The sequence below is a fragment of the Streptomyces sp. NPDC032126 genome, assembly GCF_055580085.1.
In genome coordinates this window covers 173,212-186,122 of record NZ_JBVIMA010000008.1, presented here as the reverse complement: position 1 = coordinate 186,122, position 12,911 = coordinate 173,212, and the positions used below count along the sequence as shown (strand labels likewise).

At 71.4% G+C, this 12,911-nt stretch carries 13 protein-coding genes; 4 read left to right on the top strand and 9 right to left on the bottom strand.

The genetic code is table 11. The annotated features are described in order from the left end of the window. Positions 1–17 precede the first annotated feature (17 nt). Positions 18–1,160, bottom strand: a complete 1,143-nt coding sequence (locus ACZ5NW_RS28290) for a GlxA family transcriptional regulator (RefSeq protein ID WP_468746978.1) — start codon at positions 1,158–1,160, stop codon at positions 18–20. A 119-nt stretch (positions 1,161–1,279) separates the two neighbouring features. Between ACZ5NW_RS28290 and ACZ5NW_RS28285 the strand changes: the two genes are divergently transcribed. After that, entirely contained in the window at positions 1,280–1,576 is a 297-nt protein-coding gene (locus ACZ5NW_RS28285) for a DUF1330 domain-containing protein (RefSeq protein ID WP_468746756.1), read from the top strand. An 82-nt stretch (positions 1,577–1,658) separates the two neighbouring features. Here the strand turns inward: ACZ5NW_RS28285 and ACZ5NW_RS28280 are convergent, their stop codons facing one another. Beyond that, positions 1,659–2,177, bottom strand: coding sequence for a hypothetical protein (locus ACZ5NW_RS28280; RefSeq protein ID WP_468746755.1), 519 nt, complete (start codon positions 2,175–2,177; stop codon positions 1,659–1,661). 233 nt (positions 2,178–2,410) lie between these two features. Between ACZ5NW_RS28280 and ACZ5NW_RS28275 the strand changes: the two genes are divergently transcribed. Further along, positions 2,411–3,316 carry a S41 family peptidase gene (locus ACZ5NW_RS28275; protein ID WP_468746754.1) on the top strand — a complete coding sequence of 302 codons (906 nt, stop codon included), beginning with the start codon at positions 2,411–2,413 and terminating at the stop codon, positions 3,314–3,316. A 37-nt stretch (positions 3,317–3,353) separates the two neighbouring features. Here ACZ5NW_RS28275 and ACZ5NW_RS28270 read toward each other — a convergent pair whose 3' ends face one another. From ACZ5NW_RS28270 to ACZ5NW_RS28245, 6 genes are all read right to left on the bottom strand, one after another. Next, entirely contained in the window at positions 3,354–4,643 is a 1,290-nt protein-coding gene (locus ACZ5NW_RS28270; protein ID WP_468746753.1) for an MDR family MFS transporter, read from the bottom strand. After that, the gene (locus ACZ5NW_RS28265; RefSeq protein WP_468746752.1) at positions 4,640–6,445 is read right to left on the bottom strand and encodes an ABC transporter permease subunit; all 1,806 of its coding nucleotides are present in this window, start codon (positions 6,443–6,445) and stop codon (positions 4,640–4,642) included. Before ACZ5NW_RS28265 ends, ACZ5NW_RS28270 begins: the two co-directional genes overlap by 4 nt. A gap of 77 nt (positions 6,446–6,522) precedes the next feature. Next, complete coding sequence (locus tag ACZ5NW_RS28260) at positions 6,523–8,049, bottom strand: ABC transporter substrate-binding protein (protein WP_468746751.1); 1,527 nt, start codon at positions 8,047–8,049, stop codon at positions 6,523–6,525. 74 nt (positions 8,050–8,123) lie between these two features. Next, positions 8,124–8,603 (bottom strand): GNAT family N-acetyltransferase, encoded by a 480-nt coding sequence (locus tag ACZ5NW_RS28255; protein WP_468746750.1) that lies wholly within the window; start codon positions 8,601–8,603, stop codon positions 8,124–8,126. Positions 8,604–9,001: 398 nt separating this feature from the next. Further along, the gene (locus tag ACZ5NW_RS28250) at positions 9,002–9,340 is read right to left on the bottom strand and encodes an inner-membrane translocator (protein WP_468746749.1); all 339 of its coding nucleotides are present in this window, start codon (positions 9,338–9,340) and stop codon (positions 9,002–9,004) included. A gap of 78 nt (positions 9,341–9,418) precedes the next feature. Next, positions 9,419–9,991, bottom strand: a complete 573-nt coding sequence (locus ACZ5NW_RS28245) for a hypothetical protein (RefSeq protein ID WP_468746748.1) — start codon at positions 9,989–9,991, stop codon at positions 9,419–9,421. A gap of 367 nt (positions 9,992–10,358) precedes the next feature. Here ACZ5NW_RS28245 and ACZ5NW_RS28240 point away from each other — a divergent pair, with 367 nt between their 5' ends. After that, entirely contained in the window at positions 10,359–11,054 is a 696-nt protein-coding gene (locus ACZ5NW_RS28240) for a response regulator (protein WP_468746747.1), read from the top strand. Next, on the top strand, positions 11,051–12,169 hold the full coding sequence (locus tag ACZ5NW_RS28235; protein WP_468746746.1) for a sensor histidine kinase: 1,119 nt from the start codon (positions 11,051–11,053) through the stop codon (positions 12,167–12,169). The genes ACZ5NW_RS28240 and ACZ5NW_RS28235 overlap by 4 nt, the downstream gene beginning before the upstream one ends. Before the next feature lie 323 nt (positions 12,170–12,492). Here ACZ5NW_RS28235 and ACZ5NW_RS28230 read toward each other — a convergent pair whose 3' ends face one another. Further along, entirely contained in the window at positions 12,493–12,708 is a 216-nt protein-coding gene (locus ACZ5NW_RS28230) for a hypothetical protein (protein WP_468746745.1), read from the bottom strand. Between the last annotated feature and the right edge of the window lie 203 nt (positions 12,709–12,911).

Here is a 12,911-nt window from a genome sequence, read left to right as displayed (position 1 = left end):
AGCGTGGTGCGTCGTGGCTAGGCGGGAGCGGAGCCCGCGTCGCCGGCGGCCTGATCCGGGGCACGGAAGGTGCGACGGTACGCCGACGGGGCGACTCCGGCCTCCGCCGCGAGGTGCCGCCGCAGCGAGGTGGCGGTGGCGAATCCAACCTCGTGGGCGACGCGTTCCACCGACAGATCGCTGGACTCCAGCAGGTGCCGGGCCCGACGCAGCCGCTGCGAGGTCAGCCAGCGGCCGGGACTCACACCGGTCTCCTCCTTGAAGCGCCGCGCGAAGGTACGGGTGCTCATCGCCGCGTGCGCGGCCAACTCGCTGAGCGACAGCGGAAGTTCAAGTCGCTGCAATGCCCACTCGCGGGTCGGCCCGGTACCGGTCGCGCCCGTCGGCGGCAGGGGCCGCTCGATGTACTGGGCCTGCCCGCCGTCCCGGTACGGCGGCATGACGCAGTAGCGGGCGACCTGGTTGGCGACCTCGCTGCCGTGGTCCTGGCGCAGCAGGTGCAGGCAAACGTCGAAGCCGCTGGCCGCCCCCGCCGAGGTCAACACGTCACCGTGGTCGACGAAAAGAACGCCGGCGTCGAGCTGGACCCGGGGGAACAGTTCCCGGAAGCGGTCGCTGAGCGCCCAGTGGGTGGTGGCCCGACGCCCATCGAGGAATCCGGCGCCGGCCAGCAGGAAGGCACCGCTGCAGATCGACACCAGACGGGTGCCGGGCCGGACGCTGGAAAGCGCCTCCAGGGCCTTCGCGTTCGTGGCGGCGGCCGAGGCCTGGGTGGTGATCGCGTACCCGGGAACGATCACGGTGTCCGCCTCGGCCAGCACCTCAGGGCCGTGCCCGGGGATGACGGTCAGGTCCGAGACGGTGCGCACGGGCTTCCCGTCCACGCCCGCGGTCACCACCTCGTAGCGGCCACCGGCGGAGCCCAGGACGTGTTGAGGTATGCCGAGTTCGAAGGGGTAGATCCCGTCGAGTGCGAGGACGACCACCTTGTGGGCGCCAGGCCCCGGTTCTGGGCGCCTCGCGCTTTCGGGTTCGGCGGTGCGACCGGCTGGATCGCGGTCGCCAGGAGTACCGGGGGCGGCATGGTGGACGCGCATGGCGAGAATGTATCGGAGGCTGACCTTTCCGCCATGGTCGGAGCCGGCTTGAACGGCAATGATCAAGTCATGACCTCGACGGAGACCTTGGAGGACCTCGACCTCCCGGGCCGTTGTCGGGATCGAGCAATCCGAGTGTCCATACGACGGCCGACATGTCCGGCCGAACACAGGAGGCTTCCATGGCCAAGGGCTACTGGGTCAGTGTCTACCCCGACATCTCCGACCCTGAGATGCTGACTGCCTACGGCGAGCTGGCGAGGCCGGCTGTCCGGGCCGCCGGCGGGCGCGTGCTGTCCCGTGGCGGTTATCGGGTCGTCGCCCACGAAGCCGGAATCACGGAACGCGTCGTCCTGATCGAGTTCGACAGCTTTGAACAGGCGGTCGCGGCATACGAGAGCGAGGCATACCAGAAGGCACTGGTGGCCCTCCCCGACGGCTTCCAGCGCGACTTCCGCATCATCGAAGGCGTCGACTGACCGGCGGGCTGGTCCTCCTGGCCCGCGCGGTACGCCCGGCGGATCTGGCTCCGGCCGCCTGGCAGATCGCACCGGTGAGAGTTCAGCGGGCTGAGGGAAAGCCCAACTGATCGATCAGCGCGGTGAAGAGGTCTTCGACGAAGGTTTCGTGTGAGCGAAGCAGATCCTCGATTCTGGCTGTCCGCGGCGTGGCGGAGATGCCGGCGGCTATGGCCCAGGCAACGGCACCCATGGCGTCGGTGGGCACCTCGGCATCGAGCTCGGCGCGCTTGTGCCTGACGGCTTCGTGGAACTCCGGTGTGTCCAGCCACAGCAGTTGATCTTCGAGGTCTTCGGGCTCCTCGGCCAGATGCCTGGCGGCGATGTCCAGGTTGAGCCATGCCTGCCAGCGCTGTCCGTTGGTGTCCAGCCCGGTGACGAGAGCAAGGGAACTGTCGGAGACGTCGGCGACGCAAGCCGGTGCCCTGCTCCACTCCACCAGGGCGGGCAGGTCCTCGTCGTCCCATGTTCCGAAATCGATCTGGAGCGTCTGCCAGCCGCCCGACCGTGACTCCCATGGACGTACGGTGGCCTTGAGCTCCTCATTGAGGCTGTCGAACACGGGAGCTTCCAGCAGGGGGCGGCTGCTGCGAGCAAAGACAAGGTGACCCGAGAATCCCACGGCGTTCCTTCCTTGGAGATGTCGGGCGCACCTTATGGGCTGCCGCTGACAACGCGGGCATGGGTCGGCAACCGCTCGGTCGGCCGGACGGCAGGTCGGAAGGCGTATCGGGCGTGGCCAAAGTGCCTAAATTTTCCGGCGGTTCCAACAGAGACAGTGCTCTACTACCTGCCATGACGACACTTACGGAGCTTCTGCCTGCCACGGTCATCGACGAGACCGCCGGGCTGCTGACCGAGCATTACGTCTTTCCCGAGATAGCCGAGCAGGTCGCCGCCCTGCTGCACCGACGCCTCGCCGCAGGCGCCTATGACGTCGACGACGCCGAGGAGCTCGCCCGGCTGGTCACCGCGGACCTGCAGTCCGTCAACGGCGACCGACACCTGCGGCTGAAGCACCACCCCGACCCGGTGCCGTCCGAGCAGGGGGCGGCCACCTTGGCTGCCATGCGCCGGGACTTCGACACCTCACTGGGTGGTGCGCCCCGGGTGGAACTGCTCGACGGAGGTGTCGCCGTGCTGGAGCTGGCGCCGATGCTGTTTCCGCTGGAGTGGGCCGCCGAACCGCTGGGCGCCGCACTCACCCTGGCCTCCCGCGCCCAGGCACTGATCGTGGACCTCCGCGCCAACCGGGGCGGCGACCCCGACACGGTCGCCTTCGTCTGCAGTTACCTCCTGGACCAGCGCACCCACCTCAACACGATGCACTGGCGCGACGGCGAGCGCCGCGAGCAGTCCTGGAGCCAGCCCCACGTTCCCGGCGCCCGTTTCGGTGGCAGCAAGCCGTTGTACGTGTTGTCCAGCGACAGCACCTTCTCCGCCGCCGAGGAGCTGGCCTACGACTTGCAGCAGCTGGGTCGCGCCGTGGTCGTCGGCGAGCGCACCCGTGGCGGCGCACATCCGTGCAAGGGCTGGACGGTGCACCCGCATGTGGAGGTCACCATCCCCATGGGCCGTGCCGTGAACCCCGTCTCCGGCACGAACTGGGAGGGCACCGGCGTGCAGCCGGACGTCCCTTGCGCCGCCGCTGACTCCCTGGACCACGCACACGCGCTGGCCCTCGCCCGACTGGCAGCCTGACCCAGCCCGCGCGCAGCCGCCTCCCCTGATTCCCTGCTCAGCAGCGGCGGGCGGTCGGTGACGGTCGCCGATGCGGGCGTGGCAACAGCGTGACCGCCAGGGCCGGTACGGCGGCCAGGACCAGCCAGGGCACGGCGGGTGGCAGGGCGAGGTCGAGGAGGGAGCCGGTGGCCGAGCTGCCGGCGAGGACGATCAGGCCGGAGACGGAGGAGAGGGCACCGGTGTAGAGGCCGATGCGTCCCTCCTCGGCGAGGTCGGGTACCCAGGCGCGGGCGGCGGGTACGAGGAGCATCTGGCCGACGGTGAGCAGGACGACGTACCCGGCGGCCGGCAGAAGGCCGGTGAGGCCGGTCCAGCCCGCCGGGCGCGCCGCCGCCACGACCACGAACCCGGCCGCGACCAGGAGCAGCCCGCCGGTCATGGAGCGTCGCAGGTCGAGCCGGTCGCCCGCCCAGCGGGTGAACGGGAGCTGGGCGACCACGACCAGCAGGGAGGACAGGGCGAACAGCCAGGACAGGGCCGTCTGGGAGCCGGTGGCCCGTTCCACCTCGTCCGGGAGGGCGAGGTAGAGCTGGTTGTAGGCGAGCAGGTAGCTGCCGTAGGCGCAACACAGGGCGAGGAAGGCGCGGTTGCGCAGCAGTTCGCGGAAACCGCCCGGGTTCCGTGCCCGCGTACGGCCGGGGATGTGCTGGGGCATCAGCCACGCGTGTCCCGCGAGGACGAGCACGAAGACCCCGGCTCCGGCGAGGCACGCCGTGCGGAAGTCCGCGGCGAGCAGCAGACCGCCGAGCAGGGGGCCGACGAAGGCTCCGGCCTGCCCGGCGGCGGAGAACAGGGCCAGTACCCGGGTACGGGGGCCGTGGCCGCTCTCCTCCCACACCACCGCCTGCCGGGCCACCTCGGACTCCACCGCGGGGGAGAACAGCGCGGCGGCGAAGCCGATGAGCAGCACCGAGCAGATCACGGCCCAGGGAGCCCGCGCGTACCCCAGCCAGGCGAACCCGGCGATCCGCAACGCACAGCCGGCAAGGACGACCGGGCGTACGCCGTGCCGGTCGACCAGCCAGCCGCCGACCACGAACAGTCCCTGCTGGCTGAAGGTGCGCAGGCCCAGGACGAACCCCACCAGCCAGCCCGCCATGCCGACGGCGGTGCCGAGGTGCTCGGCGAGGAAGGGCAGCACGGCGTAGAAGCCGATGTTGAAGGCCAGTTGGGTCAGGATCAGCAGGCGCAGGAGCGGGGAGAGGTGTCTCCAGGTGTGCCCGCGCGGGCGTTTCTCGGTGGGGGTGGCCGGGTGTGTGGGGCTGTAGGTGGCGGGTTCTGTCATGTGGTGTCCGTGGGGGTGGTGGTGAGTGCTATGGGCCGCCTGGCGGGCCGCGGTTGCCCGGGTGCGGGTGTTCGCTGCGGTGCGTCGGACGGGGCGGGTGGCGGTGAGGGTGTCCGCCCGCGCCGGGGGAAGCGTGCTCCGGCTGCCGCAGTGACGGCCAGCGCGCCGAGCAGGGCGAGGACGGCGGCAGGGGCGAGGACGGCCCAGGGGGCGCGCTCGACGTAGGGCTGGTTCTCGGCGAGCAGCAGGCCCCACTCGGGGGACGGCGGCTGGGCACCCAGGCCGAGGAAGCCCAGCGCGGCCAGGCTCAGGGCGATGCCGGGAAGGCGGAGCAGGGCGTGCCGGACGACGGGCGGGAGAATCGCGGGGAGCAGTTCGTGCCCGAGCAGGTACCAGGGTCCGGCGCCGAGTGCGCGGGTCGCGGTCAGGTGCAGGGTGGCGCGTTCCTGCCGCAGCAGGGCGGCGGCATGGGTGGCCAGTGGCGACCAGGCCACAACGGCCACGGCGAGGGCCGGGGTCCATGGCCCGCTGCCCGCGACGCCGGTGACCAGGAGCGCGGCCAGCACGGGGGGTATGGCGTTGACGGTGTCGACCAGCGGCCCGGACAGCCGGGGCAGCAGGCCCAGCAGCACTCCGGTCAGCAGGGCGGCGGCGCTCACCGCGAGGGCGGTGCCGAGCGTGGTCACGGCCCCGTGCGCGACCCGCGCGAGCACGTCACGACCGAGGGCGTCGGTGCCGAACGGATGTGCGGCGGAAGGGGGTTGGAGACGAGCGGTGGTGTCCAGCGCGAGCGGGTCACGGGGCAGGCCGAGGGCGATGACCGCGCCGAGCAGCAGCCCGTAGACGATGGGTACGACGCTGGGTGCGGGCGGGGTCGGCCGGTGCAGGGAGTGCAAGGCGCCGTCGCGCAGCGCGGGCCCGATCAGCCGTCGTACGCCGAGCCGGGCCAGCAAGGCCGCCAGTGCCGCGAGAGCGACAAGGGCGAGGGTGCCGGTCTGGAGGACGGGCAGGTCCTGGGCGAGGGCGGCGCGCAGGGTGAGTCGGCCGAGGCCGGGGATGTCGAAGATCTGCTCGACGGCGACCGACCCGCCGGTGAGGCCGACCACGAACAGGCCCAGGTTGGGCAGCAGTCCGGGCACGCAGCGGCGCAGCGCCTGCCGGGCCACGGAGTGCGGCGGCACCCCGCGGGCGGCGGTGGCGAGCGCCCAGGGCTCGGCGAAGGCGGCGGGCAGCAGGTCGTCGAGCATCCGTCCGAGGACCGCTCCCGCGGGCAGGCCGAGGGCGAGGGAGGGAAGGATCATCCACTGCGGGCCGTACCAGCCGAGCGCGGGCAGCCATGCGAGGTGGACTCCGATGACGGATGCCAGCAGGGAGGCGACGAGGAACTCGGGCAGCGCGGCCAGGACGGCCGAACCGGTGCCGCCCTGCCCGCGCCCGCCGAGGCGGCGCCGCGAGCCCAGCCGGAGGGTACGGGCGCACACGGCTCCGGCGGTCAGCACGGCGACGACGACGGCCCCGGCCATCAGCAGCAGGGACGCCCCGAGCGCCTGCGCGACGGTGGGCAGCACCTCGGTGTCCGACACCCAGGACCGGCCCGCGTCCCCGCGCAGCAGCCCGCCCAGCCACTGCCCGAGCAGGTGCAATGGGCCTTCGTCCAGGCCGAGTTGCTCCCGGATGGCCCGCAGGGTCTCGGGGGCGGGGTCGCGTTCGGCGGAGCGCGCCTTGAGTACGGTCGACGCGGGATCGGTGCGCGAGAACCAGGGCAGCAGACCGATCGCGCAGAGGAGAGCGGCCGTCAGCACCGTCCGCCACAGCAGCGTGGGGACGCCGCCCCGCGCGAGCGTGCGCAGGGCGGCGGCGAGCCGGGCCGTGGGCGCGCTCAGTGCCGGGTCCCGGCGCCGACGAGCCCCCGCTCGTAGGGGTCGAGAAGGGCTCCCTCGACGGACGTCCCGATGCCCGTGACGCCCTTCAGGTGCGCGAGCGGGATCACCGCGTCGGTGCCGAGGATCGCGGCCTCGGCCTTCATCGCGGCGTCCTGCCGCCTGCCTGGGTCGGCCTCGGCCCCGGCGGTGGCGACCAGCCGGTCCACGTCCTTGTCGCACAGGAAGGACAGGTTGTAGGAGCCGCCGCAGGTGTAGTCGCTGGCGAGGACGGTGACCGGGTCGCCGGTGTCGAGCATCATGTTGCGGGAGACCACGGCCGCGTCGAACTTCTTGGCCAGCAGGTCGCTTTCGAGTCGTGCGTAGGTGCGTACTTCCAGCTTGACCGTGAAGCCGGCCTTTTCCAGCTGTTGTTGGAGCACCTGGGCGGTCTCGGGCAGTTCGGGCCGGTCGTCGTAGGTGGCGATGGTGATGCTCCGGCCCTGGGGGCTGGTGGCCTTCGCCCGGCCGGTCGGCTCGATCCGCTTGCCGGAGGCCCAGGTCAGGGCGGGACCGTAGAGGCCCTGGGCGGGCTCGGCGTATCCCTCGAACACGCCCGTGGCGACGGTGGAGGTGTCGATGGCCGCACGGGCGGCGGCTCGCAGGCCGGCGTCCTTGAAGACGCCCGCCTGGGTGTTGAGGTACAGGCTGGTGTTCCGCGCGGTGTTGACCTCGTGGACGGTCGCCTTCTTCAGGGAGGTGATCTGGGCGACGGGGATCGCCTCCGCGATGTCCACGTCTCCGGTGCGCACGGCGTTGGCGCGGGCGGTGCCGTCGGAGACGAACTTGGCGTCGATGCCGGACACTTGGGCACGGCCGCCCCAGTAGTCGTCGAAGCGGTCCAGGGTGGCCGATGTGTCCCCGGTGACCTTGGTGAGTTCGAAGGGGCCGGTGGCGGTGCCGACGGTGTTGACTTTGCCGTCCTTGCCGTATGCCTTGGGGGAGAAGACGGCGAGGCTGGGGTTGGTCAGCCGCAGGGGGAGGACGGGGTCGGCGGTCGCGGTGGCGACCTTGACCCGGTCGTCGCCGACGGCCTGGGCGGTCAGCTTCACACCGGAGAGCGCGGCGGGCGCCGGGTCGGCCTTGGCGGCGTGGGTGAGTGCGGCCGCGACGGCCGGGGCGGTGACGGCGCTGCCGTCCTGGAACTTGGCGTCCCGCAAGGTGAACACCCAACTTCTGCCGCCTTGTTCGCTGCTCCACGACTCGGCCAGCGCCGGCACCGCGGTGCCGTTGGCGTCGAGCCGGGTCAGTCCCTCGGCGACCCCGAGCTTGGAGAGGTCGAAGGCGTCCTGGCCGTAGGGGGAGTAGTTCTCCGTCGGCGCGAAGGCGAGCGCGACCCTCAGGCGCCCGCCGGAGCCGGGGCCCGAGGAGCCCGAGGAGTCCGAGGAGGTGTCGTCGCCGGGGGAGGAGAAGCAGCCGGAGAGGAGAGGGGCGAGCAGAGGGGGAAGCAGCAGGCTGGCTATCAGGCGTGGGCGGGGAGATCTCATGGTCCTCGTTCTGTCGTGCCGGGGCGTTCAGTGGGCGCGGCGTGGCGTCAACATCATATGAATATCATTTTCAATTAGTGAAGTGGGGCCTCGAAGTGCACGACGCCGCTGCCCCCGCCGGACGCCTCCTCCCGCTCGTCGCAGACGACCTTGCCGAGCGTCTGCCACAGCCCCATCGCGCCGGGGGAGTGCGGATATGTGTGCAGATATACGGCCCGGTAGCCGCCGTCGGCCCGCGCGAAGTCGAGAAGCCCGCTCACCAGTCGCCGGGCCAGCCCGCGCCGACAGTGCTCCGGGCGCACGTACACCCGCCGCAACTGGGCGGTCTCGCCCGAGGGATACCGCGCGGCCAGCCACTCCGGATTCGGCGGATGCGCCGGCCCGCGCGCGTCGAGGGCGCCCGTCGCGGCCACGGCCCCGTCCCGCTCGTCCACCGCCACCAGCAGCGTGTGCCGGGGCGGGAGGAGATAGAAGGACTCCGGGTCGATGATGTCGGCGTGCCAGTGCGGCACGTACCCGGTGCCGAAGTCGCGGTAGACGGTGTCCAACCTCACGTGCTACGGAAAGTAGCCATGGTCGAGAGGGGCGACACGTGGCCGGGTGTCGCCGCCTTGCGCCTGCCCCTGGGTGGCGCGAACGCGGGTCCCTGTCACCGCGGAGCCCGTGCGTCCGGCCTCTCGCGGCTGGCTGCGACCTGTCCCTCACCACGGTGGCCGCCGCTCGGCCCGTGTCGGCGGCGTAATGTCCCAACAGCGTGCGGGGTGTGGCTACCGAGACTTCCCGGCCCACCGCCCTGTCCTTGTCCTACGCCCCCATGCCCCGGTTCCCGCGTCGGCCCCGACGACCTGCCCGGCGACGGGAGCGGCCGCGCCCCTCGCGCGATGCGAACCTCAGTCCCTGTGTCGGAGCCCTCCATCCCAAGGTGCCGCAAATGTCTGTGAATACGGCTCGGTCAGGGCCAGGATCCCAGCGCGTGGACTGTCAGGAAGACGCAGAGCGTCAGTTGCACCGCCCCGATCACCCGGTGCCCGATCCGCAGCAGCACGACGGCCGTTATGCCGACCGCCAGGGCCAGAGCGCCGAAAGCCAGCACTGGCGCCCAATCCACGGGCGGTGCGCCAGTCGCCGCCTGCTCGGAATCGGCGCCCATCCGACCCAGTCCACGGACGGTGAGCACGATGATGACCAGCAGCGCGGCCGCCACGTCCGCCACCAGTACCAGGAGCAGGAGACACCCTGCGGTGAGGGCACTCTCTCCGCCGGAGGGCTGCTCGTCGGCATGTTCGATCATGGCTCAACGATCGCCCGGAATCGACCCTTCCGAACGGTCCGTCGCCGACTCGCAACCCAGCCGTATTCCGCTCTAGGCCTACTCGTCTGACGAACCACGGTTCCCGGCTGAACGGGGATTTGCGATCACTGGGCAGGAGTTCCACAGGTCCACCCCGGCCGTGATCAGTTCCAGTACCGCGTGGTGCTCCTGGGGAGTCCATGCGGCGCACTCGCCTCCGAACAGCTTCTCGTAGGCGCTGTTGTGTACCGCGCTCTGCTGAGGCAGTCGGTGGGCCTCGCCGAGTCCGCGGGCCAGATCCTCGAAGAAGTTCCACGCTTCCAGCACCGCATCCGAAGGGATGCGCCGGCGCATCGGGTCCTCCAACCAATGCTGGACACGGGTGAGTTCCAGCGTGTTGGCCTCTGAAGTGGCCGGCTTCCGCCCCCGTCGGCTCGCAAAGACCCGTGCCTGCCGAACCGTCACGAACACCGGCACCTGACAGCGATCGGCTTCCGGCAGGGCGACCACCTGATCTGGTTCGTCGCCCTCGCCGCCGATCCACAGAACTACCGCGCTGCGATCGATCCCGCGCACCCGATATGCGTAGAGACTCCCACCCCTACCGCGACGTCCGGTCGCCAACACATCCGTCATCTCGAGCTTTGCCACGCCCACACCCTGACACGGCCCGCGACAACCGTCGCGGATTTTTCCCCCGTGCGCATGCCAGCGGCGGTCTGCTCGCCAGCCGCCCATTGTGGAGCGGGCCGCCTGAGCACGCTCCAGCCTGAGCAGCTGATGGGCCGTGGACCCTCCACCAGAAGCTCTGTCGGCCGGGAGCAGCGGGGAAGAGTCCTGGTGAGGTGTCGTGCCCCTCAGGCCGGAGACCGAGCCGATCATGGACTGTCCGACAGGCGGCTGTGATGTCCCTGCCGACTGGAGGGTGCTACCCCGCCGTGTGGCTGGAGCTGCAGCTCGTTGGGCCACCGGGGGTTCCGCGTGGCTTTAGGGTCGAGGCGGCATCAAATCGGACGGCATGAACGAAGGTGAGGCGGCGCGCGTGATCCGGGTAGTGGTGGTGGACGACGAGGCACTGGTTCGCTCGGGCTTCGAACTCATCCTGGGCGCCTCGGAGGACATCGACGTCGTCGCGACCACGAGCGGCGGCGACGCTGTGGAGACCATCCGCCGGGAGCGGCCGGACGTGGTGCTGTTGGACATCCGGATGCCGGACGTCGACGGGCTCACCGTCCTGCGCGAGCTGCGGGCGGAGCCGGACGCCCCGGTGGTGGCGATGCTGACGACGTTCGACGCCGACGAGTACATCCTGACCGCGCTGCACTGCGGTGCGGCCGGCTTCCTGCTCAAGGACACCGAGCCGGAGCAGCTCGCCCACCTGGTGCGCACCCTGGCCGCGGGCGGCGTGGTGCTGTCTCCCAAGGCGTCGCGGGCCCTGCTGCACAGCCACCCCGGCATCGAGGCGGCCGTCGACGAGGAGGCCGCGCGGGTCCGGCTGCTCACCGCCCGGGAGCGCGACGTGCTGGTCCTGGTGGCGGAGGGGCTGTCGAACGCCGAGATCGGGGGCCGCATCCACCTGGGTGCCGGCACGGTCAAGGACCACGTCAGCGCGATCCTCACGAAACTTCGGGTGACGAGCCGGGTGCGGGCCGCGCTGCTGGCGCAGCGGGCCGGTCTGCTCGACGAGCACCCGCGGTCGGAGGCCGGGCGATGAATCGCGCCCGCGCGCTGTGGGAGCGGGTGCCCCCGCCCGTCGTCGACCTCGTCCTGGTGGTGGCCGCTGCCGTGGACGTGTGGCTGAACCTGTGGGACGACACGCGCCTCGGTGTCGCGCTGGCCACGCTCGGCTGCGCCGCGCTGGCCTTCCGGCGCCGATTTCCGCTCGGCGTGTTCCTGCTCACCCTGCCCATCGCGCTGACGCAGCCCGTCGCCGTCGCCCCGCTCGTGGCGCTGTTCACACTGGCCGAACGCTCCCGCAATCGTCGGCTCCTCGCGGTGTGCGTCGCACTGACCGCGGTCGCCAACAGCACGCCGTGGCCCCTGGCCGGCCTCACCGAGGTCGGCCGAACCATGACGCTGGTGACCTTCGTATACGGTCTGGCGACCGCCGCCGCACCGGTCCTCATCGCACAACTCCTCCAGGCACACCGGGACTTGGCGCGGCGGCTCGTCGAGATCGAGGAGGCCAGGGAACACGAGCGGGCATTGCACGCCCAGGCAGTACTCGCCCGCGAACGCGCCCAACTGGCCCGCGAGATGCACGACGTGGTCTCCCACCAGGTCAGCCTGATCGCCGTACGGGCCGGGGCCCTGCAGGTCGCCGCCAAGGACGCGGACGCCAAGGAGGCCGCCCGCACAATCCGTTCGCTGAGCGTCACCACGCTCGACGAACTGCGCACCATGGTCACGCTGCTGCGTGCCTCCGGCGGCCACGCCACCGAGCTGACGCCTCAGCCCACGCTGGCCGACCTTCGTAGACTGGTGGAATCCAGCGGCACTCAGGTGGAGTTGTCCGGTGAGCTGCCGTCCGTCGTGGGCACCCCCGCCCAACGGACCCTCTACCGTACGGTCCAGGAGGCGTTGACCAACGTCCGTAAGCACGCCCCCGGCGCCATCGCTCGCGTGGAGTTGTGGCAGGACGGCGACGGCATCGGGGTGACCGTCACCAACACTCGTCCCACGCGTCCCTCCCTTCCCCTCCCCGGCTCACAGCAGGGCTTGGTCGGCCTGCGGGAACGGGCCGAGCTGCTCCACGGCAGCCTGGATGCGGGCCCGACCACGGAGGGCGGCTACCGGGTGCGGCTGCGGATCCCCCTCAACGCGGACTGACCGACCCCTCGTGTTGTTCGGTCGGCTCGCGTCGCCTCACGCGTGGCCGGCTGATGTGCTACTGGGCGACCTCGGCGACGCCCTCCTTACCGGCCTCTGTGACAAGTTGCCGCGTCACTTCAGCGGGGTGCTGGCCAAGGCGACTGGCCGCACCTCAGGTGACCAGCCCCCCGGCGGCCCCGACCAGGGCGCACAGCAGGCCGAGAGGGAGGGTTCATCCGTCGTCGAGGCGGATGCCGTGTTCACGCAAATCCTTTCTTCTACGGTCTGCCTGCCGGCGCCGCTTCAGCGGACCGGCGCACCAGGGCGTGAGCCGTGCCGGCTCAGTGGACGCATGCGGCCGTCCCCGTGGCGAGAGCGTGGACCAACGCTTCGCAGACCTCTGGACGCACGACGAACAGGACGAAGGCGCCGGCCGCCAGCGTCAGGCCGAGAAACTCCAGAAACCCGCCCCTGCCAGGGGCGGCGTCACGGCCCGGTACATCGGCCGATGATCCGAGGAAGCCCTCGGTCTCCTTGTGTCGTGCGCGGCGGGTCATGCCTCCAGCCTGGACGCCCGGCTGCCGTGCGCCCATCCGGCAAGTGTCGGGTCCACCCCCGCCGAGTGGCTGGAGAAGACCGCCGTCCCGGTCGTGCCGGAGGCGGGTCAGGACGAGACTCCGCCGGTCGGCAGGGCGGTACCCGCCGGTCGGCGGGGGCGTTACCGAAGGCTGCCGGATGGTCCGCCGGCTGACGCCACGCG

Bases quoted from the DNA above. Each gene is read 5' to 3' on its own strand.
- ACZ5NW_RS28270 (WP_468746753.1), bottom strand. From the start codon at position 4,643: ATGACAGAACCCGCCACCTACAGCCCCACACACCCGGCCACCCCCACC.
- ACZ5NW_RS28235 (WP_468746746.1), top strand. From the start codon at position 11,051: ATGAATCGCGCCCGCGCGCTGTGGGAGCGGGTGCCCCCGCCCGTCGTC.
- ACZ5NW_RS28250 (WP_468746749.1), bottom strand. From the start codon at position 9,340: ATGATCGAACATGCCGACGAGCAGCCCTCCGGCGGAGAGAGTGCCCTC.
- ACZ5NW_RS28230 (WP_468746745.1), bottom strand. From the start codon at position 12,708: ATGACCCGCCGCGCACGACACAAGGAGACCGAGGGCTTCCTCGGATCA.
- ACZ5NW_RS28260 (WP_468746751.1), bottom strand. From the start codon at position 8,049: ATGAGATCTCCCCGCCCACGCCTGATAGCCAGCCTGCTGCTTCCCCCT.
- ACZ5NW_RS28285 (WP_468746756.1), top strand. From the start codon at position 1,280: ATGGCCAAGGGCTACTGGGTCAGTGTCTACCCCGACATCTCCGACCCT.
- ACZ5NW_RS28240 (WP_468746747.1), top strand. From the start codon at position 10,359: ATGAACGAAGGTGAGGCGGCGCGCGTGATCCGGGTAGTGGTGGTGGAC.
- ACZ5NW_RS28275 (WP_468746754.1), top strand. From the start codon at position 2,411: ATGACGACACTTACGGAGCTTCTGCCTGCCACGGTCATCGACGAGACC.